Source organism: Draconibacterium orientale, from assembly GCF_900111425.1.
GTDB classification, from domain to species: Bacteria; Bacteroidota; Bacteroidia; order Bacteroidales; family Prolixibacteraceae; genus Draconibacterium; species Draconibacterium orientale.
On sequence record NZ_FOHT01000003.1, the window covers coordinates 103,723 to 129,254 of the forward strand.

Consider the following 25,532-nt stretch of genomic DNA (forward strand, 5'->3'; position numbering starts at 1 on the left):
ATTATAGGTTAATTTTTAACAATACACTCTCGTGTGCCGAAAGACTTTTATCAATGGAACCGGAGAACGTTCCAAGGTCTTCTCCCGTCCACATGTTATTTGCCGAACATTCACCATCGATACCCAGTTCGGATAGTTCAACACCTACATTTAAAGGCTCTTCGCCATCAGAGATATTGAACAGTGCGAGGTAAATTTCTCCGGTATCCGGATTTTTTGATGTGATCGCCACTTTATTTTCATCCTGGAAAAGTTGTTTAACACCGGTGCTTTTGCGATGCATTTTCAGCACTTCTTCGTTGGTTAACAACGACAGCGTAAAATCGTCGTTACTAGGCAAGTCGCCGCCAAACATTAGTGGCGATTTAAAAATGGTAAACAGCGTCATTAACGAATATTGCTCATTTGGTGTAAGACGCGTCATGCGGTCTTCGCCACGTTCGCCACGAATTGAGATACGTCCGAGCGGAATCATATCGCAATCGGGCCAGGTGCCGGGCGCAATGTGCGGATACCATTGTTCGGCTACTTTTATCAGGTTGGCGAAATGGTGCCAGGTATCCCAAACATCATCAACCATGCGCCACATATTGGCATGTTCTTTTACGTGGTCGGCAGCCGTAATTGGCGTTGCGCCAGGCGATGTACTCAGTACGATCGGGCGGCCACAATTATCGATGGCGTTACGGATTAGTTCGATTTCCCCCTGATGATATGGTCGTGACAAATCGTCGATTTTAATAAAATCAACGCCCCAACCTGCGTACATATTCATAATCGAATTGTAATATTCCTGCGCACCGGGTTTGTCGGCAACAATGGTATAATTATCACGCAACCAGGGGCACTGCAATTCAGTGGAGTAAATCTGATCGGCAGTAATTCCGTCGGTTCCCAGAATCGGCAATTTGTTTTCGACCGCCACTTTCGGAATACCGCGCATAATGTGGATACCAAATTTCAATCCTTTGCCGTGCACATAGTCGGCCAGCTCTTTAAAACCTTTTCCATCCGCAGCCGAAGGGAAACGGTTTACAGCAGGTTGGTAACGGCCGTATTCGTCGATTACATAACGCGGATCGGTTTGGTTGTAACCGCCGGCTTTGTCGTTTTCAACAAACCAACGGATATCAACAACAATGTATTCCCAACCGTGTCCCTTAAGATTTTCGGCCATGTAATCGGCATTGGCCTTTACCTCGTGTTCCTCAACGGTTGGCCCGTAGCAGTCCCAGCTGTTCCAGCCCATGGGTGGCGTTTCGGCCCAGGTTTTAAACTCGCCTTTGGCAAACGGCTCGGGTTGTTTCTGATTGTTACATGCAAAAAGTGCAAAGAGAATTGCAACAGATAGTAGTTTAAAGTTCTTCATATTTTTATTGAATTTATTGACAATGCAAATGCCAGTACATTAACAAAAGTAAAATAAACTCTTATTTTTATCAGTCGCTTTTATGCCAAATTATGTGGACAAATCGGTAAAAGTCTTGCATATAGTTGTTACAACAACATGTATGCTCCCCCAATCTTCCACACGATAGTCGTTCGCAGCAAGGAGATCACGATAATCTTATGCCAGAGAACGTCACTCATCCATCAGCGAACAAACCTCTTTAATCAGCGTGTTACAACCAGACAAAAGATGAACATTAACTGATGATTTTTTTCGTTCATCTTCTGCCAGTGAAAGCTTATCTTATACATTTACACGTCTGCCGGGAAGCAGATGATTGTTTTCTGTTCGAAGAGCAAAGCCCTTGCTCATTTAAATATATCTGTACTCTTTCGTTTTTTTACAAACCTGAATCATTATATGTATTCGTTTCGCTCATCGCCAAACTTTAGTAATTTAGCCTTATCAACGAGTAATAACGTTAAACAACCAGCTAAAATTAATTACAACCATGAATAAAACTAAATCGAACTCAAAAGCAGGATTAAAGTGTATTATGCTGTTCATTGCACTTTTCCTGAGTTTTAACCTGTTTGCACAAGTTGCGCCAAATCCGTTTGCAAAAGCGCCCGAGCCAGAAGCAACGGTAAGCTATACTAATCCTGTCCTTCCCGGTTTTTACTCCGACCCGAGTGTTTGCCGTGTTGGCGACGACTACTACCTCATTACCAGCACTTTTGAATATTTTCCGGGAGTTCCCATTTTCCATAGTAAAGACCTGGTTAACTGGCAACAGATCGGTCATTGTATTCACCGGAAAGAACAAATTCCGAACGGGCTGAACATTTTTGCAGCAACGCTGCGTTACCACGACGGAACTTTTTATATGATTACAACCAACATTACCGGCGGAGGAAACTTTTTTGTAACTGCAACAAATCCTGCCGGTCCGTGGTCGGATCCAATTTGGGTTGATGTTCCCGGAATTGATCCCGACCTGTTTTGGGACGAAGATGGAAAAGCCTACATTATTAGTTCGCCATTTATTTTGTATGAAGTTGACTTAAAAACCGGAAAATTATCGGAGGGTAAAAAAGTATGGAACGGCACCGGCGGCCGTTATGCTGAAGGACCACACATTTACAAAAAAGACGGTTGGTACTACTTGATGGCAGCAGAAGGCGGAACCGAAGAGGCACACTCTGAAACCATTGCCCGCAGTAACAGCATTTGGGGGCCATACATCGATAATCCGGCCAATCCGATTTTAACACACTGCAACGCTGCCGGCCAGGGAAAACCGATACAGGGAATTGGCCATGCCGATATCATTCAGGCACACGACAATTCGTGATGGATCGTTTTCCATGGTTACCGCAATATTTCGGATAAAACGCACCACATTTTAGGGCGCGAAACCTGTTTGGCACCGGTAAGCTGGCCCAAAAACGGCTGGCCTGTGGTAAACGGAAACGGAACGGTTGACATTGATATGACCTGCCCTACCCTGCCCTTAAAACCGCTTCCCGAACCTCCTGCTAAAGTGGAGTTTGATAACGAAAAACTCGGTTTAGACTGGAACTATATTCAGGCGCCCGTAGAAAATAACTTTTCACTAACGGAACGAAAAGGATTCCTGCGATTAAAAGGAGCTGCTGAAACCATCAGTACCAACAAAGCGTCAACCTTTGTGGGACGCCGGCTAAAAGACCATTATTTTACAGCCACCACTCAGCTTGATTTCGACCCGAAAAATGAGAATGAAGAGGCCGGGTTGATTTTGCTAAACAACGGTTCGCACTTCGATATACTGGTGAGTAAAAAAGGAAACGACCGTATTCTCACCGTAAAATTGCAATTCGGACAAACCGTTTATACCTCGAAAGCATATACGCTAAAACCGGGTTCGGTGAAACTGCGGGTTAACGGCGATAAAACCACTTTTACCTTTTCGTTTGCACAGGGCAACGACGAATTTACACCCGTTGAAACCGCCGATGCGAAGTTTCTGGCAACCGAAACAGTGGGCTTTTTTACCGGTATTTATGTTGGATTGTATGCCACCGGAAATGGCAAAACTTCGGAAGCTGACGCCGATTTCGACTGGATGGAATACCTGAAGAATTAGTTGAAACTTATATGTAATATGGTAATTTACATAAAAGCAAACACAAACATTAGCTTGCAGAAAATGCCTAACATAAAATTTTTGTGGCTAATTTTAACAACTCTAAAAAATTTAATAACAGTATGAAACGAGCATGTAAACTATTCACACCCAAGAGGATGACTAAAATAAATGCGAGTTCCATACGATACCTTAGTAACAAACAATTTTAATCGTATGAAAAGAACACTTTTTCTTAAGGTAATGATATTGATGATTGTGGCTACCGGCGCAATACTCAATACCCAAGCGGCCAAAGTTCAACACTTAACAACTCACAGTCAGTCGATGGATAAAGACATAGAAACTGTGGTAATTACTCCGGAAGGTTATTCCGAAAACAATTCCTACCCGGTTCTTTACCTGCTTCACGGCTATAGTGGCAATCAAAACGACTGGATAAACAACGTACCTGAAATTAAAAACTATGCCGATTTGTATCAGTTTATTATCGTTTGCCCTGATGGCGCTTTTTCGAGCTGGTATTTTGATAGCCCGATTGACAACAGCATAAAATACGAAACCTATGTAGCGCATGAATTGGTTGATTGGGTGGACAATTCGTTTAGCACCATTGCCTCACGCGAAGGACGTGCCATTACCGGACTAAGTATGGGTGGACACGGTGCCTTGTATCTGGCTTTCAGAAACCAGGATGTTTACGGTGCTGCTGGCAGTTTAAGCGGCGGAGTTGATATCCGGCCGTTTCCCAATAACTGGGATATTTCGAAACGACTGGGCACTTATGCTGAAAACAAGGGAAATTGGGAAGAAAACACAGTCATCAACCTGGTTTATAAACTAACGCCCGGAGCGCTTGAAATTGCCATTGATTGTGGTGTAGGCGACTTCTTTTACGGCGTTAACTGCAACTTACACGAAAAACTTCTTGAGCGAAATATTCCGCACGATTTTACCACACGCCCCGGAGGACACACCTGGGAATACTGGAAAAATGCGATTGCTTTTCAAAGTGTATTCTTTCACCACTTTTTTGAAAAAGGAAAGGAAGACTAAAACGGATAAAACAGCAATTAAGAAGCCTGATACTCATTTTGAATATCAGGCTTTTTGATACTCGGACGGGAATCGAATTACGCCCATAATGCACTCATAATCTACATGTTATTTCAACACAAATAGTGAGGTCTCGTTTTTGTCTCTCACTGGTTCATTTTCAATATTTTATAGCCTAAAAATACGAAAATGTAACCCCTTATTCAAATGTTGATTAATTCCCACGGATGTAGATGAAGAATATCTTTATAGTTCGAATATTTCATATCATCAAGAGAAACAACATACTTTTCATAGTTATCTTTTATCTGTAAAAGGTTGCCAAATTCCCTGTTTATAACATTTTCGTTGTTTAATAAATAGCATACCTGAATATTGAACCATCCAATTTTCGTGGACGGACACCTTTGTTAAATTGCCTCATATTTTATTACCATTTTTTAGACCAACGGGATGCTAAACTTGGGTTTTGGTCTGCCCAAAACATAAACTTGCTATCCTACCTCGAAAGGGTCTTTTTATGGAAATAAAGTTAGGTAACAGAACAGAGAAAGAAAACAGCAAACAAGCTCAATTTCAACCAAATAAAATAAATCTTGCTATTTTTTAAATAACAATAATAAATTCGATTTTGTGCAATAAAATATCATGAAGTCTTCTCAATTTTACGCAATTATTAACACGACAGAAGTGCTGAAAACAGAAGCCTTTTACTCATTTTATCAATTAAATTGTTTAAAACTCCAAATTACATTGTATACATAAAAACACTAAACTTGTTTTGGATTATTGGTTTATCGTGTAGCAACGCTATCCGGTATGAAAAGGGAATCCTGTTAAAATCAGGAGCTGTACCCGCAGCTGTAAGTCCATAAATGTGTTTTTGAAAATCTTTTGCCACTGTTCGCCAATTGACGGATGGGAAGGCTTCAGAAACAGGACAAGCCAGAAGACCTGCCAAAATCATTTTTAATAATTAGGCTTTCGGGAGTTGAAGTCTGGTTCGTAAGTAAAATAATTTTCTCGTTTCGTACCATCAGCAGATAATTGTTTTGAATGCGCACCTCTTGGCTTCCGGTTAGATTTTTTAATCATAAAATACGAGCAAAACAGCATATTAAAAACAAAAAAACAATAGTATGAGTAGTACGCAAATCTCAATCGTAAAAAGAGACGGAAAGCGGGTTCCGTTTTCTATGAATAAAATTAAAAATGCAATCAGGAAAGCTTTTCTTTCTGTAGGAAGTTTTGCAAGCGACGATGACCTTACCAACATTCTGCACCGGGTAAATATTCAGGAAGATATGAATGTTGAAGAAGTTCAAAACCAGGTGGAGCGTTCGTTAATGGCCGAAAACTATTTTGCCGTGGCTAAATCATACATGCTCTACCGCCAGAAACATTCTGAAGACAGGGAAACCCGTGATCGTATTAAATTTCTGATTGAATATTGTGCTGCCGGAAATGCTGCCAGTGGAAGTAAATTTGATGCCAATGCCAATGTCGATAAAAAAAACATTGCCACACTAATTGGAGAGCTTCCGAAAGGAAATTTTATCCGTTTAAACCGCCGATTGCTCACCGACCGCCTTTCGGATATGTTTGGGAAAGAGTTATCGAATAAATACCTTAATTTTTTAAGTCAACATTACATCTATAAAAACGACGAAACCAGCCTGGCTCCCTATTGCGCCAGCATTACCATGTACCCCTGGTTGTTGGATGGCACCTCGAAAATTGGCGGAAATTCAACTGCACCAACCAACTTAAAATCGTTTTGTGGTGGTTTTATCAACATGGTATTTATCGTTTCAAGTATGTTGAGCGGTGCTTGTGCAACACCCGAGTTTTTAATGTACATGAACTATTTTGTGGCAAAAGAATATGGCAACGATTACCACAAACGCAGCCACGAAACCGCTGATTTATCGGCAAGGAAACGCTCGATTGATAAAGTGATTACTGATTGTTTCGAGCAAATTGTTTATTCGCTTAATCAACCAACCGGAGCGCGAAATTTCCAGGCAGTATTCTGGAACATTGCCTATTACGATAAGTATTATTTTGAAAGTTTGTTTGGCGAATTTGTTTTCCCCGACGGAAGTAAACCTGAATGGGATTCGTTAAACTGGTTACAAAAACGTTTTATGCTTTGGTTTAACCAGGAGCGCACGAAAACCATGCTGACTTTCCCGGTAGAAACAATGGCAATGCTTACAGAAAACGGCGATACAAAAGATGAAGAATATGGCGAATTCACAGCAAAAATGTATGCCGATGGTCATTCGTTTTTCACCTATTTAAGCGATAATGCCGACAGTTTAAGTTCGTGCTGCCGTTTACGTAACGAAATTCAGGACAATGGTTTTAGTTACACACTGGGAGCAGGTGGCGTTTCAACCGGCTCGAAAAGTGTATTAACAATTAACCTGAACCGTTGCGTACAACAAGCTAAAAAGGAACGAATTCCTTACATTAATTTCCTTGAAGAAGTGGTTGACCTGGTACACAAAGTACAATTGGGCTACAACGAAAATTTAAAAGAACTACAGGAAAAAGGCATGCTTCCGCTGTTTGATGCCGGTTATATAAACATGGGGCGCCAGTACCTTACCATTGGTGTAAACGGCCTGGTTGAAGCCGCAGAATTCCTTGGAATTGAAATAAACGACAATCCTGATTACGCAGCATTTACCAGCGAAGTACTTGGTTTAATTGAAACATACAATAAAAAATACCGCACAAAAGACACCTTGTTCAATTGCGAAATGATTCCGGCCGAAAACGTGGGCGTAAAACATGCAAAATGGGATCGTGAAGATGGTTATTTTGTTCCGCGAGATTGTTACAACAGCTATTTCTATGTTGTAGAAGACGAGTCATTGAATGTAATTGATAGATTCAAGGTTCACGGGAAAAAATACATCGAACACCTAACCGGGGGCTCTGCATTACATATGAATTTAGAGGAACATTTAAGTGCTGCTCAATACCGCCAGTTAATTCGGGTAGCTGCCAAAGAAGGTTGCAATTATTTCACCTTTAATATTCCGAATACCATTTGCAATGAATGTGGCCATATCGACAAGCGGTATCTAAAAGAATGCCCAAATTGTAAGACTGAAAATATCGACTATTTAACCCGTATTATTGGTTACATGAAAAGAGTGAGCAGCTTCTCTGATGCACGCCAGAAAGAAGCTGCAAAACGCTATTACGCTCAAAAAAATAAGGAAGAAAAAGTGGAAGAATATGCTTAAATATTACAACTACAATATCGTTTTTCAGGAAATTCCGAACGAAGTTACACTGGCAGTAAATATTACCAATTGCCCGAATCGGTGTAAAGGCTGCCACAGTCCGCATTTGCAGAAAGATATTGGCGAAGAACTGAACGAAGTGCAAATCGTTTCCTTGATGGAAAAATACGCCTCATCTATCACCTGTTTTTGTTTTATGGGCGGAGATGGCGATCCTCAAAGAGTAGCAGAATTGGCTAATTTTATACGCCTTCATTACCCGGAAACTAAAACTGCGTGGTACTCGGGTTGTGCCAGGTTACCCGAAGCTTTTGACAGCACTAACTTTCAGTACATAAAACTGGGCGGATACGTAGAAAATTTAGGTAACTTAAAAAGCGATACAACTAACCAGCATTTATTCGAAATTCAGCAAGATGGTTTTATGAAAGATGTGAGTTATTTATTTCATTAAAAAACAAACAAACGAAAGGCTATACACAAGTTTACACCGGGAACGGAAAAGGCAAAACAACGGCTGCTTTTGGCCTGGCATTAAGAGCAGTTGGTGCCGGTAAAAAAGTATTCTTTGCCCAGTTTGTAAAAAGAAAAATCTATGCTGAAATTGAAGCTGTGAACAAGTTTCTGCCCGATATTACCATTAAACAATATGGCCTGGGGTGTTTTATTGTGAAAAATCCAACACAAAAAGATATAGACGCGGCACAAAAAGGTTTGGCAGAGGTCACAGAAATTATTCAATCGGGGCAATACGATGTGGTAATTCTCGACGAAGCCAACATCGCTTTGTATTACGAGCTTTTTCCGGTGAAATCACTATTGGAAACCATCAGGAAAAAACCGGAAAATACCGAGCTGATTATTACCGGTAGATATGCTCCGCAGGAAATTATTGATATTGCCGACCTGGTAACCGAAATGAAGGAAATAAAACATTACTACCAAAACGGAGTTAATGCTCGAAAAGGAATTGAATTTTAACAACTAAGAAATGAAAAAGAACCTTGGAGACATGATGTGCCTCGATATCTACCTGTCGAGTCTTTCGAAGGCTGAGTTAGAAAAAGTAAAAAAAGATATAAAACCACCAAAAAGGCTTGCGCCTCCTCTTATGTGCTGGGAATTTTATTATCCCAAATACCAACAAAATTTAAAGGAAGCCGAAAGAGAAACAGAACTTAAAACACTTCATAAATATTCTGGTAAGTTTAACTGGAAAACAGATCTAAAAAAGGTATTAAAAACTTATCCATACAAAGCATTAATATTAACCAACGAAACCAAAAGAATTTTATGGGTTAACGATGGTTTTTCAGAGATGACGGGATATCCGAAATCATATGCCATAAACCGGAGTCCCATATTTTTGCAAGGCGAAAATACTTCGGAAGCAGTAAAACTCAGAATAAATGAAAAAATTGAACAAAACAAACCTTTCAAAGAAGTGGTAGTTAATTACCGAAAAAACGGAGAAATGTATAATTGCGAAATTCAAATCTTTCCGCTTACAGGCAATAATAATTCAATACATTTTTTAGCATTGGAAAGAGAGGTTGCATAAACAAATAATGCCAATTTAGATCTTAGCGTGTTTCATTTATGGCTAATCATCCATTTCGTTCTATACCACAACCCTGGCCAGCTCACGCTGGAAAAACCTTAGCCAAATTAATGAAGCCGGAAATCATGCAATCGGTTTATTTCCCGGTGTTACGTTTTGGGCAAATAACTGGCGCAAAAACGGGCTGGCTCAACGCAAATCGAAATCATCTGCGAATACGATTTTTACCGCCAACAATATTGCGGCTGCAAATATAGTTTGCGCGGCCCGGCAAAGGTTCAAAATTTGGATAATAATTCAACAGTACTCCTCTTATCAACACGCCAATCCATTGTCATACTGACCAATAACCCATCGGTGTTAAAATCTCGCTGCAACAAGTATTAAGTTGCTAATGTTCATTGTAAACAATGAAATGAAAATGATGCAAGGGAATGCTGTGTAAATCAGCAACTGTACCCGCAGCCGTAATCCCGCAATTACCGCAAGGTAATACATGTTTTCAGTACATAGCCACTGGTCCAATTCTCTCGACTGGGAAGGCGCTGAAAATCGGGAAAGTCGGAAGACCTATCATTTTTTGATTGTTTCGTAGCTTTCGGGAATAAAAGCTTGGAAAAGTCAACCTATTACTTTTCTCTAATTTTATCCTATTTGCTACCATTAATTATTTAAACTCTTTATTAATGGAACAAATTAATGTAGTAAAACGCGATGGTTCGAAGGCCCCCATCGACCTATCAATGATTCACGAAGCCGTTGAATGGGCTTGCAACGGTTACGAAAATGTTTCGGTATCCGATATTGAAATTAACTCCAATCTTCAGTTTTACGAAGGGATCACAACTGCCGAAATTCAAAAGGTGATGATTCGCTCGGCCGCCGATCTGATTTCAGAAAAACAACCCAATTACCAGTATGTGGCGGCCCGCCTGCTATTAATGGATTTGCGAAAACAAGTTTACAAACAGTTAAATCCCATTCCGTTTGAATATCTTGTGAAGAATAACATTTACCGGGGTGTTTACGACAAAGTATTGCTGGAAAAATACAATCAGCAGGATTTAGTGTACTTCAGCAAACATATCAACTACGACAGGGATTTTAAGTTCTCTTTTGCCGGAATGAGCCAAATGGTAGACAAATACCTTTTGCAAGACAGAATTACCGGCGAACTATACGAAACCCCGCAAGAAGCATTTATGCTTATAGGCATGTTCATGTTTATGAACTATGAAAAAAAGCAACGCAAAGAGTACGTTGTAAAATTGTATGATGCGCTATCAACTTTCAAAATAAGTTTACCAACTCCAATTATGTCAGGAGTGCGCACTCCTTTGCGCCAGTTTAGTTCCTGCTGCTTAATTGATGTTGGCGATTCGCTGGAATCCATCATGAATTCGAATACAGCCGTTGGTTACTACACCGCACACCGCGCCGGTATTGGTTTAAATTTTGGGCGAATACGCGGTATCGATGCACAAATTCGAAATGGCGAAGTAGTGCATACCGGCCTTGTTCCTTTTCTGAAAATATTTGAAGCTTCAACGAAAGGGTTTACGCAAAACTCGGTGCGCGGCGGAGGCTCTACTTCTACCCTGCCATTTTTCCATTGGGAAATTGAAACTTTTATCCAGCTGAAAAACAACAAAGGAAACGATGAAAACCGTGTTCGCCGCATGGATTACTCCATAGCTTTAAATAAGTTGTTTCGCGAACGAGTTAAAAACAATGAGAACATCACCCTTTTTTCAAGTGAAGAAACCCGTGAACTGTACGAGCTTTTTTATAGTTCCGATTACGAAGGTTTTGAAGAGCTTTACCTGTTGCTCGAAAACAACCAGAACATTCGCAAAAAAAGTATCAATGCCCGCGAATTTTATTTAGCCTTGCTTAAAGAACGCTACGAAACGGGGCGAATTTATATATTGAATGCCGACCATGTAAACAAGCACAGTTCGTTTAAGGACAACATTTACATGAGTAACCTGTGTCAGGAAATTACACTCCCAACAGCTCCTTTAGAAGACATAAACAAAGGCGATGGCGAAATTGCCATGTGCATATTAAGCAATATCAACTTAGGGAAACTGGACGATGTTAGCGAGCTGGATAGTTTAACCGAATTGTTGGTGCGCTTTCTCGATGAATTGATCGATTACCAGGAATACCCGGTTAAAGCTGCTGAGATATCGACAAAAAGGAGACGTAGTTTAGGTATTGGAGTTTCTGATGTGTTTAATTTTCTGGCAAAAAACAACCTGCGTTTCGACAAAGAAGATGGACTTAAAACAATGCACCTTCACATGGAGCGCTTTCAGTTCGGATTGATAAAAGCATCGGCAAATCTGGCAAAAGAAAAAGGAGCCTGTGCCTATTTTAACCGTACCAAATATTCCGACGGCATTTTACCGATAGATACCTATGAGAAAAATGTAGATGAAATTACTCCAAACGATTTAACCCTTAATTGGGGCGAACTCCGGGAACTGGTAAAACAGCATGGATTGCGTAACTCGGCATTAAGTGCCATTCCTCCTGCTGCTTCAAGTTCTATTGTGTCTAATTCAACTGCCGGAATCGATCCGGTACGCAAACTTCTGATTGCCAAAATGAGCAAATTTGGCCCATTAAAACAACTTGTTCCCGGCTTTGAAACCTACAAAGAAAATTACCAGCTGGCATGGGACATTGACAACGAAGCATATCTGAAATTTGTCGCTGTATTCCAGAAATTTGTGGATCAAAGTATCAGTACCAACCTGTATTACGATATATCGAAATACGAAGACAACAAAGTTCCGATTGGTAATTTAATACGCCACGAAAGTTTAGCCTACAAATACGGATTAAAAACGCTGTACTACCTAAATAGCAACGATAATTCGGGTGAGGCATCGCAGGAAGCAGCACAAAAAAGAGATGTTGAAAAAACAATAATTGTTGAAGACACCACACAACAAGAAAAAGAACAAAGCCGTGAAATCTCGGAAGTAGAATTAGATGCCTGCGAAGGCGGTGCTTGTTCTGTGTAAAGAGTTTATCAAAAAAAATAGTAGTAAAAAGTTTAATAAGTATTATAATGAGCACACATAAACCAAGTATATATAACGGAAATAAAATTGATTTTCTGAACGAAAAAATGTTCCTAGGCGAAGGGAAAAATGTACAACGCTACGATATCCAAAAGTACCCGTTTTACGAGAAGCTATCGCAACGAATGCTGAGCTTCTTTTGGCGTCCGGAAGAAATTTCGCTGACAAAAGACATAAATGATTTTAACACGTTAAGCGACCAGGAGAAATTTATCTTCACCGAAAACCTGAAATACCAGGTGCTGCTCGACAGTGTTCAGGGGCGCTCGCCATTTATTACCTTCGGACAGATGGTAACCTTGCCCGAAGTGGAGGAAGCCATTATTATCTGGGATTTTTTCGAAACCATCCACTCCATGAGCTATTCCTACATCATAAAAAACGTTTATGCCGAACCTAATAAAATTTTCGACGATATTATGTCGAACGAAATGATTATGGAGCGTGCCGGTTCGGTTACCGACCAATACAACGATTTTTACCACTACCTGATTCAATACCAGGCGCAACAACTGGGTACAACATTAAAGAATGAAATTGATGAAGATACCTTAAAGAAAAAGCTTTATATGGCGTTGGTGTCGGTAAATATTCTGGAAGGTGTACGCTTTTATGTGTCGTTTGCCTGTTCGTTTGCTTTTGCTGAAAACAAAAAGATGGAAGGCAATGCTAAAATTATCAAGTTTATTGCCCGCGACGAAAACGAACATCTTGCCATTACCCAACGAATGATTCACGATTTGCGTCACAATAAAAACGAAGGATTTTCAGAGATTATTGAAAGCCTCGACGATGAAGTGTACGCGCTCTACAAAGATGCTGCCGAACAAGAAATGCGCTGGGCTGAATATCTGTTCGAAAACGGTTCGATGATTGGACTGAATGCCAAATTACTGATAAAATACATGAAATACATGACTGATAAACGATTGAAAGGAATCGGGCTTAAACCTATATACAACGAAAAAAACAATCCTTTATCGTGGATGGACCATTGGCTACGCAACGACAGTGTTGAAGTTTTACCTCAGGAAACTGAAATCACATCGTATGTTGTCGGTGGTATCGATATGAATGCAAAAGACGAAGACTTTGATTTTTAACTGCCTTTCCGTTTTCGAGGAAATAAAACACTTCGGAAACGGAAAGCTTTTACTTACTTCTCATTTAAAGGAATCGCATAGGAATTCTTAATCTCTCCCATCACAAAAAGACTTTGTAAATTACCAATGCTGTCAATTTCGCCCAAAGTGTTTAATACAAAATCCTGATAGCGTTGCATGCTTTCAACATGAATTTTCAGCATAAAATCGTAATCGCCCGAAATGTTGTAGCATTCCGTTATTTCCTCAATCGGCATTATTGCTTCTGTAAACTTTTTTCCCAACTCTTTTGAGTGGTGTTTAAGACGTACATTGCAAATAACCACAAAACCACGGCTCAATTTCTCGGCATCTAAAACCGCACAATATTTTTTGATGTACCCATTTTTTTCAAGGCGTTTTATGCGTTCAAATACTGGTGTTGGCGATAAATTAACCTTTGAGGCCACTTCTTTTGTAGTAAGCGACGAATCGTTTTGTAGGATTTCCAGGATCGCCAGATCGGTATGATCCGGAAACCCGACAGATGATTTTTCTGTTTTAACAGACATTTCTTGTTCTATTTAGTGTTTATTCCCTTAAAAATAGCAAATATAGATTTATATTCCCATTTAACCCTCCTATACATTTTTATATTCTACTTTATATAACTTTGCCAGAATTATAATCTAAATAAAATTAAATATATGTGTACAAATAGTTCATTTCACAAAGCCGATTTGGTGGGGAGTTTTTTACGTCCTGAAAAATTGAAAGAGGCGCGCGAAAATTATGAAGCAGGTAAAATTAATCTCGAAGAATTAACAGCCGTTGAAGATGAAGCAATTCTTTACATCATTACCAAACAAAAAGAATTAGGCTACAAAGCCATCAGCGATGGCGAGTTTCGCAGAAGCTACTGGCACCTCGATTTCTTTTGGGGATTCAATGGTGTAGATCATGTAAACATGGGACAAGGTTATATGTTTCATGGTGAAGAAACCCGCGATGATTCGGCGCGTTTAAGCGGAAAAATCAATTTCTCGGATAACCACCCATTTCTTGCCCATTTTAAATTCTTAAAAGAAAATGTTGGCGACAATGCTGAAGCGCGTTTAAGTATTCCGTCTCCATCGCAATTATATGCCGAATTGGTTCGTGGTGTGAATGAAGATAAAGTAAAAGATATTTATCCCAACCAAACCGATTTTGTAAATGATATAGCAAAAGCTTATCGTGATTCAATTCTTGCATTTTATGATTTAGGTTGCCGCAATTTAAAACTCGATGATTGCACCTGGGGAATGCTTTGCGATACCGAATTCTGGAAAACAATGGCCGGTCCTAATTTTGATACAAAAGTATTGGAAGACCTCTACCTGAAACTAAACAACAAAGCCCTGGAAAATTTACCCGCCGACTTAAAATTATCGACACACGTTTGCCGAGGTAACTACCACTCTACATACGCAACTTCTGGTGGTTACGAACCGGTTGCAGAAAGCCTCTTTGCCAAAGAAAACGTTGAAACTTACTTTCTGGAATACGACGATGAACGCTCGGGTGATTTCGAGCCGTTACGTTTTGTACCTAAAGATAAAAAAGTAGTGCTCGGTTTGGTAACCAGCAAAACACCACAACTCGAAGAAAAAGAAACAATAAAAAGCCGAATCTTGGAAGCAGCTAAATATATCGATTTGGAGCGTTTATCTTTAAGCACGCAATGTGGTTTTGCATCAACTGAAGAAGGAAATATTCTTACTGAAGAAGACCAATGGAAAAAAATACAATTGGTACAGGAAATTTCGAAAGAAGTATGGCCACAATCATAACAAATGACACTCAGAAGTGAATTAACATCGGTTAGCGAAGTAAATCATTACTTTGTTTACCTGTGAATCCTCTGTTGCAAATAACTTTATATGCATGGCTGACAACTAATAGGCAAAGACTATTAACACAAAAGTGATGTAATCCATATACTTTGGTTCAGATTAAACTTTATTTTACCTTTGCCATCACGTTCATCAATTTTATTGAAATAAGATACCCGGTAAAACGGGTTTAATAGGGAATCACGTGTAAATCGTGAGCTGTCGCGCAACTGTAAAGTCCAATTCAGTTTTGCAACCTAATGCCACTGTTCCAAATCATTGGAGCGGGAAGGCGTTGTAAAACGGACAAGCCAGGAGACCTGTCTTAATTTTTATGAACGGCAATTGCTTTCGCGGTATAAGGCATAGTCGAGGAACGAATCGAAAACCCTTCTTTCGTACTCACACTATTTAATTATTCGCGTAAGTGTTCAGGTTTAATTTTAAAATTAAAAATGCTGTATGCTTACACAATGTTTTCACTTCTCCTTTACTGGTTATTTAGCCGGTAGAAATCGTTGGATAACTCCGTTTTTCGATATCGAAAAGGAAACCCGGTACGGAATTAAAAAAACAATTAAAAATATGATTCATGCAGCAATTCGTATGAGGGAAGCGATACCTCCTCAATAGAATTGCTATCGGTTGCTCAGGAGGAAATCATAAGTGGTTTCCTCCTTTTTATGCAAACAAAAATCACTAACATATGGAATTATTAAAATTATTTTGGAAAGGGTCAAAACCATTTTTGTATCCTATTTGTATCCCAAAAAACAAAAACGCTTGATAATCAATCGACTATCAAGCGTTCTATGTACCCGGGGCGGGAATCGAACCACCCCGATAATACGCTTATAATCAATGTGTTATTCCAATACAAATTGTGAGGTCTCGTTTTTGTCTCTCACTGGTTCATTTTCAATATTTTATAGCTTAAAAATACAAAATTTTGCGTTCTTATTCAAACATATAATGGGATATGAATGCATGCCGCTCATTTTTCAATCCTATTTGAAATTTTGTTGCTAAATAGAATTTTTTCAAATACACCTGAATTTTTTCTAATCAACTATTTCAGATAAATAATTTATTGCATACAAAGGAACATTAAACAACCAATCTTCTTCTCTGTAATCTGACATCGATGTCCGAACTGCAATTGAATCCGGATATCGTCCTTTGAACGACTTTAAACTTTTCGCTTGTAAATTTTCAGCTGCTTTTACTTCAATTGGTACAACATTACTCAGGTGTTGAATAACAAAATCGATTTCAGCATTAGCTTTATCTGCAGACCAATAATAAATAGGAATATTAGGTATCGTTTTTAATTGCTGTAATGCATATTGCTCTGTAAGCGCTCCTTTAAACTCTTCAAAAATTGTGTTTCCGTCAAGTAACGTTTTTACATCAAGACTGCCCATGGCAGCTAATAAACCAACATCAACAATAAACAGTTTAAAAGCATCCATATCTTCATAAGCTTTCAGTGGAAGACCAGCTTTATTTATTCTATTGACTTTATAAATCAAGCCACTATCAATTAACCAGGATAAAGAAAATTCGAAATCTTTTGCTCTCGCTCCTTTTTTAACAGCACTGTAAATGAACTTTTTGTTTTCTTTTGCTAATTGTGCAAGGGTAGAATTCCAAAGCATTCTAATTCGGGGCACTATCTCTGCAGGAGCATGTTTTGAAAAGTCTTGTTCATAGGCCAACAGGATATTATTTTGAATCTGACGAACATCAGTATAATCCATATTTTGCCTAAAAGACATTACCACCTCCGGCATCCCTCCCGTATAGTAATACTGTCTTAAAAGTTCAATAAATCTCGTTTTGAAATTACGCATAAGGTCCCAATCTCTGGACTCAATTAATTGTAATAAAGACTCTTGATTCAACGCCTTAAGGAACTCTGGAAAACTCAACGGATACAAATCCAGGAAATCAACCTTCCCTACAGGGAAAGATGTGTGTTGATGAAGTGATACCCCTAATAAAGATCCTGCTGCAATCACATGATATTCCGGAGTGTTTTCATAAAAATACTTCAACGAAGTAATTCCACCTTCTGCTTCCTGAATTTCATCCAATACGATTAAGGTATCTTCGGCATTAATTTTTACACCGGTTTCAATCTGAATGGCATTGATGATTCGGGTTATATTATAATCTTCAGAAAATAAATCCTTTAGAATTCTGGAACTTTCAAAATTCACATAAGCAGTTTGAGCATATTCTTTCTTTCCAAATTCTTTCATAAGCCAGGTTTTACCCACCTGACGGGCACCTCTTATTATAAGAGGTTTTCTATTCTCTTTATTCTTCCAATCATAAAGATATGCTATTGCTGTCCTTTCCATAGTAATTTATTTTGTATCTTCTTCAATACAAAAATACACTTTTCCGAACGACTTTTTGCGATTTTCCACACTTTTTCGAACGACTTTTCGTGAATTGACACATTTTTTCGAATGACTTTTGGTGCCAATGAAAAGAAAAATATTCCCATTTTCATTCATTTCGCAAAGCTATCCTTCATCCCAAATCGTATCATCTTCTAGGCAGCCATTTTTTAGAGCCATCCGCCTTTGTTAAATTGTACCATATTTTATTACCATTTTTTAGACCAACGGGATGCTAAACAGGGGTTTTGGTCTGCCCAAAACATAAACTTGCTATCCTACCTCGAAGGGTTTTTTTTATGGAAATAAAGTTAGGTAACAGAACACAAAAAGAAAACAGCAAACAAGCTCAATATCAACCAAATAAAATGAATTTGACATCACTATAAAAGAGATAGCCAAAAAGCCCGTCGTTTCCGCCGGGCCATTCATCTAACCAAACTTAACACTATGGTTATTAAATGGAATGAAATCTCGGAAATTCTGCCTTAACGATTTATTCAATTCCATTTATTGAATATCTTAATTACAAGCTGAATAACAGTCGTTTAACCCACTACTTTCAGCATAAATAATGCACTATCGTACTGATCGGCTATTTTTAGTTCCACTCCAACATTCATCAGGTAGTCGGCCGAAAATGTTTGTCCGTCGCCCCAAAAACGGCTTTTTCCATTTTTATTGATTTCTTTGATCTGATAGTTTTTATTCGGATCCAATCCGTTCAGTTTTATCGTTGGATAAATACCCCGCAAATGCGGCTCTAAACTAAAAGTATAAAACACTGCTGACTCCTTGCTTTTTGCTACAAATAGTTGCGATGCCCAGCCACCTTCATCGTATGGTGATTTTAAGCGATACAAATCACCGTGTGTTACCAAAGGCCGTATAAACTCTTTGTAATTTTTAATGGCTTCTTCAGCAAAAATGCGATCGTCTCCCTGAATATCTTTTGGTTGCAGTTCCATTCCCAAACGGCCTGTCATTGCCACATCAAAACGAAATTTTAGCGGTGTCATTCGTTGCGTTTGGTGGTTCGGACTGGTTGACACATGCGATGCTGCTCCAACAGGTGGATAAATCAATGTTGTTCCATATTGAATGAATATTCGCGACAAAGGATCGGTATTATCAGAAGTCCAGTATTCGTTGTGGTATTTTAATGCTCCGTAATCCAGGCGGCCACCTCCCGACGCACAATCCTGAATCACAAAATCAGGATATTTGGCACGAATCCGATCGTAAACAGAATATAATCCCCGGGTGTAAGCTACCCAAAAATGCGTCTGTTCTGAGTCTGATAAGTAAGTGGATCCTGCCTGTTCTACATGACGGTTGGCATCCCATTTTACGTACTCAATTCCCGGATGTGTTGTAAGCAGGCTGTCGAAAACATTGTAGACAAAATCCTGTACTTTTGGGTTCGACAAGTCAAGCAACAACTGGTTTCGCCAGGTAATTTTTTCACGACCGTTACTTTGTACGATCCACTCCGGGTGATTCTCTGCCAGTTCACTTTCCGGATTCACCATTTCCGGCTCAATCCACAGTCCAAATTTTAAGCCTTTCGAATGTGCATAATCGATTAGGTAATCCAGTCCCCGTGGTAACTTTTTGGTATTCGTTTGCCAGTCACCCAATCCTGCATCATCATTATTTCTTGGGTATTTATTACCAAACCAACCATCATCCAGAACGAAAGTTTCGATGCCCATTTCTGCTGCGTCATTCATCATTCCGGACAGTGTATTTTCATCAAAAGTAAAGTACGCGCCTTCCCAGCTATTAAGCACGATATCATAGATTTCGGTTCCTCCAGTCATTCCATATTTGCGTCCCCAATCGTGTAAATTTCGCGAAACCTGACCGCGTCCTTCGTTGCTGAAAGTGTATATCATTTCGGGAGTGGAAAAACTTTCACCCGGTTTCAGACTCCAGGCCGAAAGGAAAGGATTAATACCGCTTACTACATTCAAGGTTCGCCATTCATCAACCTGAAAAGCCAGTCGGTAATTCCCCGACCAGGCTAACGCTCCGCCATAACATTCGCCGGAATTCTCCAATGAAGGATGATTCAAACTTAAAATAAACGAGGCATTTTCTGTCTGTGTGGTACGAACACCTTTTTTACATTCAATTACTTTAATTCCATTTTCCAGTTTCTCTTCGGCCACGCTCATTTCACCGGCCCATGCACCGTAAAAATGCGTCAGATAGTAACTCTCGGCTTTCAGTGGCAGAAACGATGAGGCAAAATTGTTCAGTTTTACCGCACCATTTTCGTTGTTTTCAATTACAGTCCACTGCGTAATCACATCCTCATTAAAATAGGCTTTGGTGTGCAATTCTACGGCAAAATCGTAAACACGGTCTTTTAAATGAATTACAGTTTCTGTAAAATCTGAATTACTAATAGATTCAACGGTTTCAAAAGCCAGTTCTGTATTTAGGCTTCCATCGGAATGAATAACAGCCAAAGCCGGCTCGTTAATATTTCCCAATCCAAATGTTGGATATGCTTCGTACGAAAAATCGCGGTCGGTATCCGGTTTTGAATATGCTTGCTGCACTCTGAAATTCGCAGCTGCTTCTACTTTCTTTCCGTAATATTGAAAGATGAGTCGACTACTTTGATCAACGGCATAAACCAACGAGGTTGATTTAGTATTTATTTCGATTACTTCCGAGTTTTGTGCTAATGACGCGGAGCCGAGCAAAACGATCTGCAATAGGCTGAAAAGTATTGTTTTGATATAGTTATTCATGTCTTATATTTTACCAGATGGAATTTATATTGACCGCTTTCGCGCTTATTAGTGTTATGGATTGCCCATTCGCAAAAACCTTCAATTTGCTGAAAGGTTGAGAGTTGAAAAAGATCTCGGTCATTACCAGATCACCGCCATCCACAAAAACTTCGGCAGATGCGGCATCCACAAAAATTTCAAGTTTTACAGTCGATCCGATTTTGTATGGAGCAACCGAAATTCCTGAGAACTTATCTGAAAAGCTCATGTCACCTGATTGGTTTCTATCAAACTGAAATTGCTTGTCAGCAGTTGAATAGCTGAATTTGACATTTTCGCCCAGTTCATTTTCAAGCAGAATTCCAAATGATTCAGGCAGCGTTTCACCCACCTGTAATTCCAGCGTTAGGTGACTCTGATTCAAGGTTACTTCTCCCAAATTCAATGTCATTTCTCCTGAAATCTCAACAGTTTCAATGTCTGCTTTAGTTGAGTTGTCTGTTATCAGCTCTGTTTCTTTTACAGGAGTTGATTTCAAAACATATTGATCATTCTTTTTAACCAACGAAAGTGTGCGGGGCAAAGTCATGGCACTGCGCCATTCTTCAGTTGGCACAACATTCGCATATGCCCAGTTACTCATCCAGCCCAGGAAAATCCTGCGGCCATCTTCTTTTGGCACATCGCTCCAGGTTACGCCGGCATAATTATCGCGACCCCAGTCTACCCAACTCGTGTCTTTCGAGTCAGCAATAAACTGGTGTCCATCAAAGTCGCCCAAAAAGTATTGCGTTCCGGAACCACCATTCGGCCCACCGGGATTGATATTCACGATCAACACCCATTTCGTTTCATTTGTTCCCTCAACTTTCAAAGGAAATAAATCAGGGCATTCCCAAACACCGTCGTGTGTGCCGGCATCAATGCCAAAATCACTTTCGTGTTTCCAGTTTTTCAGATCATCAGAAGTATAAATCTGGACATGATCGTGAGCAGAAAGTACCAGGTTCCATTGCTGAATTTCTTCATTCCAAATCACATTCGGATCACGAAAATCCTGGTTACCATCATTCGGAATAACCGGGTTTCCATCATATTTTGTCCAGCTTCGTCCTTTATCCAGGCTGTAGGCAATGGCTTGCGATTCAACATCAACTCCACCGGCCTCTACAATTTTTGGATCGTGGTAAGTAAATATTGCTACCAATGGCGGATTTTCTGCTGAGCCAAATCCGGTAGTATTATTCCAGTCGACCACAGCACTTCCGGAGAAAATGAAGCCCAAACTGTCGGGATATAATGCAATGGGCATGTGTTGCCAGTGCATCAGATCGGTGCTTATGGCGTGTCCCCAGTGCATAGGTCCCCAAACTGTACTGTCGGGGTAATATTGATAGAATAAATGGTATTCACCATCGTAATAAACCATCCCGTTGGGGTCGTTCATCCATGCCGAATCCGGTGAGAAATGGAATTGCGGGCGGTACTTTTCGGTAAATGGTTTTGCCTCTTCTATAGGTTCTGTCGTTTTGGTTGGACCTGAAGAACAAGCCACTGCGAAAAACAGTAGTAGCATGGCCAGGATATTAAAATTCTTGTGGTTCATTTGTATATGTTTAAATGGTTTAATAATCGTTTAAAATTCAGTTATTGATCCTGTCTGTAAATTAACTTTTCCTTGCTCGCCAAATAATTGAAGCTGCACTGAATTGCTTTTAAAATCGAATTTCTTTGATACCGAAACCAATCCGTTCATGGCAAATAATTCTGCCGAATTTTGGTCGATAATCAAGGTCATATCCAATTGTGGCTCGTTGGTTACATAAGGCGCGTAATAGAAACCATCCCAGCTATCAGGGAAATCGCGCTGTATCGAAGGATCGGCGATATAGAAATATCTTCGCTCAGCCTGGTATCCCATAATTAACTCCTTGCCTTCCTTTGTTTTAATAGTGACGCCAAAAGATTCCGCCATACCCAGATATAAACGACTGTTAACATCAAATGTCAGATCGATTCGTGCTGGCAGATTCAAATTCTTTTCTATCGATTTGCCATCTGATAATTCAGTTTCGTTAATTGTTTCCGTATTCAGTTTCTCATTGGCTTGTACGGGGCCTGCAATTAAATAGTAATCGTAGAATTTTTCTTTCAACGTCAACTTTCGGGGAAGCGAAAATTGAGTTGGGGAATTATTGGGGATACTAAATTTTTCGTAGATGGAACTGTATAAAGTTCCGATTAAAACAGGTGATTTGGCAACCATCCGGTAATCGGATAAAACAACGGCCTGGTAAAGATCGCTTCCATGATCGATCCATTTGGGTTTATTGTGTGATGCCTGGTAAACATAGCCATCGAAATTACCAACAAAATACTGAACACCGCTGCCCTCATTGGGCGAGCCGCTATCGGCACTGATAAAAAGTACCCACTTTGTTTCGTTGGTCTCAGCCATTTCCATCGGGAAAAAATCAATGCTTGTCCATTGCCCTGATTTCAAGGCAACCTCATCACCAAACCGACTTAAGTACTCCCAGTTTTTCAAGTCCGGAGATGAATAAAAGCGCACTTCATAACCTGAAAGAGTCAACATCATCCAGTTCTGTGTTTCGTCGTTCCAAAACACTTTCAGGTCTTGAATGGGTTCATAAAAATCGGTAAGAACAACTGTGTTTTCGGTGTCCTGTTGCCACGTTGAGCCATCATTAGCACTATATAAAACTGTCAATTTCCCGGGTTGGTCAGCAACTGTTGCGAAAGCGATTAGTGCTGAAACGTCGACACTGTATTCAGTTGTTTGACTCCAATCCTTTACGACGGTTTTTATATTTTGATTTCCAGCTTCTTCCGACTCAAATTTTGTTGGTTTATTGCTCCAATTTACCAAGTCCTTGCTTTCAGCTAGTCCACACTTTTTTTGCCCGTCAACAGTGCAGTCGAAAAACAATTGATAACTGCCTTCTGCATAGATTAAAGCAATCGGATTCTCTAGCACTGAATCTTTCAGACTGAAATGTAAAGAATCAGCAACTTCCTGTTTTTTGCTTTCTGTGCATCCCCAGAAAACAACCAATATCAGCAATAAAATTGTGGCCGGACTTTTCATGTTCTTTAAGTTTTGTTCGAATTTAAAAACAGATCATGGCGGGGAGAATGTCCCCCAACCATGATCTTGATTTATTTATTAATAACCAACATTTTGTTCGTACAAACCTTTGGTAAAGTCGATTTCACGCTGCGGAATCGGGAAATATTCATCTCTTCCGGCAGTAAAATGTGCTTCGTTCAGGAAGTCTTTTCTGGTTTTCTCTTTTTCCAGGTAAGCATTTAAAACAGGCTCTGCAATTCCCCAGCGAACCAGGTCGAAGAAACGCGGGCTTTCCAAAGCAAATTCCAAACGACGTTCCCATTGTAAAGCTTTGCGCGCGTTATCCTGTGTCCATGCTAAATTCGATCCGTCGTATTCCGAAATCATGTAATTTGATGGTGCAGTACCATCGGCAAATCGAGTTTTGTCGGTACTTTCTGAAGCACGTTTACGTACCTCATTGATCAGCGGACGGGCCATATCTTGCTGTCCAAGTTCGATGTACGCTTCAGCCTGCATCAACAACACATCGGCATAACGAATAATATCGATGTTTTTTGATACGCCCATAAAAGGACCTTGCTTTTTGTAGCACGAACAATCGGCAGCCTGCTGTTCTTTCATACTTTGGAAGTAACCGTAAACACCCGGATCGCGTACCCAGCTGTTGCTGAAAATATAAGCATCTTCGTTGCGATATTTGTACGGGTGACCGTCGATACCAACAGTGTGGTCGATACGCGGGTCAACAGGCACACCATCAGGAGTAATATCGGCAGCACTCAGCTCAACATCGTTAAAAGTGTCGAACTTTGGTAAACCATTGGCATCTGTGGCAAAAGCATTCACCATATTCTGACTTGGCTGGTGGAATCCGCAACATCCGTATTGTGGCGCACCGTGTGGGTAGTTCAAACCGGTCTCAAAGTTCAAACGGCCGGCAGTAGTTCCGTCGCTAATCGAGAATTGGATGGCAAAAACAGACTCAGGACCATTGTCATATCCGCCTGTAAAGTTCTCGCCAAAATCGGCTTGCAAACTGTATTGACCTGATGAAATTACCATTTCGCAAAGGTCAACCACTTCCTGCAAACGGCTTTGATTAATATTTACAACCTGGTTGTTCTCATCCTGTTCGTAGGCCTGATACAATCTCAGTTTTGCCAGGTAGGCAGCGGCAGCATATTTATTTGCTCTACCAACCTGCGATTGAGATTCCGGCAGATTATTCATTGCAAATTCAAAGTCTTCTGCGATTTTGTTCCACAATTCGTCGTTTGAATATTCGCGGTTTGAAGTTTGAAGGATCTCTTCGTTGCTCAGATTTTCGTCGATATATGGAACGTATTTGAACAATACTTTCAGCATAAAATGCGAATGTCCTCTAAGGAAACGAGCTTCAGCAATTCTTGTCTGACGCAGGTCAAAGTCTTCATCAGTCAATTCATTTAGTGTACGCAATGCCGAATTGGCACGCGAAATTGCACGGTAATAATTTTCCCAGGTGTAAGGCAAACCAGCCAACCAACTTTGGAAAGGTTGCGTAAGGTTGTATTGCTCGTAAAAGTTGTAAGGCTCAACGTCCGAAACACCACCGCCTCCTTTGTAAGCATCGTCAGAACGTACACTACCGTAAACCCACATGCTGGCAATAGGGCCAATCATATCGTTATTACCAATTCCGGCATACGCCGCGGTAACCAAACCTTCAGCGCCTTCGGCCGTTGGGCTTCCGGCAGAGATAAATCCTTGCGGCTCAGTCTCCAGGTAATTATCGCACGAAACAGCGAACAGCGTTATCAGTGCAATTATATATGTTTTAATATTTTTCAATTTCATG

At 40.0% G+C, this 25,532-nt stretch carries 17 protein-coding genes, 1 pseudogene and 3 riboswitches; of the genes and pseudogenes, 11 read left to right on the forward strand and 7 right to left on the reverse strand.

All coding sequences use genetic code 11. The features are described 5' to 3' along the window. Position 1: 1 nt before the first annotated feature. On the reverse strand, positions 2–1,369 hold the full coding sequence (locus tag BMW53_RS03135; protein WP_074780198.1) for a beta-L-arabinopyranosidase: 1,368 nt from the start codon (positions 1,367–1,369) through the stop codon (positions 2–4). 532 nt (positions 1,370–1,901) lie between these two features. Here BMW53_RS03135 and BMW53_RS21220 point away from each other — a divergent pair. From BMW53_RS21220 to nrdB, 10 genes and pseudogenes are all read left to right on the forward strand, one after another. Then, positions 1,902–2,744: a glycoside hydrolase family 43 protein gene (locus BMW53_RS21220; RefSeq protein WP_245749010.1), complete on the forward strand. Its 843-nt coding sequence runs from the start codon at positions 1,902–1,904 to the stop codon at positions 2,742–2,744. A gap of 69 nt (positions 2,745–2,813) precedes the next feature. Continuing rightward, entirely contained in the window at positions 2,814–3,518 is a 705-nt protein-coding gene (locus tag BMW53_RS21225; protein ID WP_245749011.1) for a beta-xylosidase family glycoside hydrolase, read from the forward strand. A gap of 216 nt (positions 3,519–3,734) precedes the next feature. After that, the gene (locus tag BMW53_RS03145; protein WP_081804798.1) at positions 3,735–4,574 is read left to right on the forward strand and encodes an alpha/beta hydrolase; all 840 of its coding nucleotides are present in this window, start codon (positions 3,735–3,737) and stop codon (positions 4,572–4,574) included. A gap of 773 nt (positions 4,575–5,347) precedes the next feature. Further along, positions 5,348–5,550: riboswitch (cobalamin riboswitch) on the forward strand. 163 nt (positions 5,551–5,713) lie between these two features. Then, complete coding sequence (gene nrdD / locus BMW53_RS03150; protein ID WP_038557217.1) at positions 5,714–7,834, forward strand: anaerobic ribonucleoside-triphosphate reductase; 2,121 nt, start codon at positions 5,714–5,716, stop codon at positions 7,832–7,834. Continuing rightward, on the forward strand, positions 7,827–8,288 hold the full coding sequence (gene nrdG / locus BMW53_RS03155; RefSeq protein WP_038557220.1) for an anaerobic ribonucleoside-triphosphate reductase activating protein: 462 nt from the start codon (positions 7,827–7,829) through the stop codon (positions 8,286–8,288). The genes nrdD and nrdG overlap by 8 nt, the downstream gene beginning before the upstream one ends. Continuing rightward, positions 8,279–8,815: a cob(I)yrinic acid a,c-diamide adenosyltransferase gene (gene cobO / locus BMW53_RS03160; protein ID WP_038557223.1), complete on the forward strand. Its 537-nt coding sequence runs from the start codon at positions 8,279–8,281 to the stop codon at positions 8,813–8,815. The genes nrdG and cobO overlap by 10 nt, the downstream gene beginning before the upstream one ends. 10 nt (positions 8,816–8,825) lie before the next feature. After that, positions 8,826–9,395 carry a PAS domain-containing protein gene (locus BMW53_RS03165; RefSeq protein ID WP_038557226.1) on the forward strand — a complete coding sequence of 190 codons (570 nt, stop codon included), beginning with the start codon at positions 8,826–8,828 and terminating at the stop codon, positions 9,393–9,395. Positions 9,396–9,447: 52 nt separating this feature from the next. Next, positions 9,448–9,782 (forward strand): annotated as a pseudogene (locus BMW53_RS21460) (epoxyqueuosine reductase QueH). 18 nt (positions 9,783–9,800) lie between these two features. Next, positions 9,801–9,987, forward strand: a riboswitch (cobalamin riboswitch). A gap of 94 nt (positions 9,988–10,081) precedes the next feature. Then, positions 10,082–12,430 (forward strand): class 1a ribonucleoside-diphosphate reductase subunit alpha, encoded by a 2,349-nt coding sequence (nrdA, locus tag BMW53_RS03180; protein WP_038557230.1) that lies wholly within the window; start codon positions 10,082–10,084, stop codon positions 12,428–12,430. Between the two features lie 47 nt (positions 12,431–12,477). After that, positions 12,478–13,593 (forward strand): class Ia ribonucleoside-diphosphate reductase subunit beta, encoded by a 1,116-nt coding sequence (gene nrdB, locus BMW53_RS03185; RefSeq protein WP_038557234.1) that lies wholly within the window; start codon positions 12,478–12,480, stop codon positions 13,591–13,593. Positions 13,594–13,646: 53 nt separating this feature from the next. Here nrdB and BMW53_RS03190 read toward each other — a convergent pair whose 3' ends face one another. Further along, complete coding sequence (locus BMW53_RS03190) at positions 13,647–14,144, reverse strand: Lrp/AsnC family transcriptional regulator (RefSeq protein ID WP_051567698.1); 498 nt, start codon at positions 14,142–14,144, stop codon at positions 13,647–13,649. A gap of 135 nt (positions 14,145–14,279) precedes the next feature. Between BMW53_RS03190 and BMW53_RS03195 the strand changes: the two genes are divergently transcribed. Then, positions 14,280–15,404 (forward strand): 5-methyltetrahydropteroyltriglutamate--homocysteine S-methyltransferase, encoded by a 1,125-nt coding sequence (locus tag BMW53_RS03195; RefSeq protein WP_038557239.1) that lies wholly within the window; start codon positions 14,280–14,282, stop codon positions 15,402–15,404. A gap of 195 nt (positions 15,405–15,599) precedes the next feature. Beyond that, positions 15,600–15,788: riboswitch (cobalamin riboswitch) on the forward strand. A 719-nt stretch (positions 15,789–16,507) separates the two neighbouring features. On the opposite strand, the gene BMW53_RS03200 is transcribed toward BMW53_RS03195, so the two are convergent. The 5 genes from BMW53_RS03200 to BMW53_RS03220 form a co-directional block, all read right to left on the reverse strand. Beyond that, the gene (locus tag BMW53_RS03200; protein WP_038557241.1) at positions 16,508–17,812 is read right to left on the reverse strand and encodes an ATP-binding protein; all 1,305 of its coding nucleotides are present in this window, start codon (positions 17,810–17,812) and stop codon (positions 16,508–16,510) included. Between the two features lie 590 nt (positions 17,813–18,402). Then, positions 18,403–20,619, reverse strand: a complete 2,217-nt coding sequence (locus BMW53_RS03205) for an alpha-galactosidase (RefSeq protein WP_051567699.1) — start codon at positions 20,617–20,619, stop codon at positions 18,403–18,405. 10 nt (positions 20,620–20,629) lie between these two features. Further along, entirely contained in the window at positions 20,630–22,207 is a 1,578-nt protein-coding gene (locus BMW53_RS03210) for a glycoside hydrolase family 32 protein (RefSeq protein WP_038557243.1), read from the reverse strand. A 30-nt stretch (positions 22,208–22,237) separates the two neighbouring features. Beyond that, complete coding sequence (locus BMW53_RS03215; protein ID WP_038557244.1) at positions 22,238–23,710, reverse strand: glycoside hydrolase family 32 protein; 1,473 nt, start codon at positions 23,708–23,710, stop codon at positions 22,238–22,240. Positions 23,711–23,788: 78 nt separating this feature from the next. Then, a complete protein-coding gene (locus BMW53_RS03220; protein ID WP_038557246.1) occupies positions 23,789–25,531 on the reverse strand; it encodes a RagB/SusD family nutrient uptake outer membrane protein in 1,743 nt (580 codons plus the stop codon). Position 25,532 lies beyond the last annotated feature (1 nt).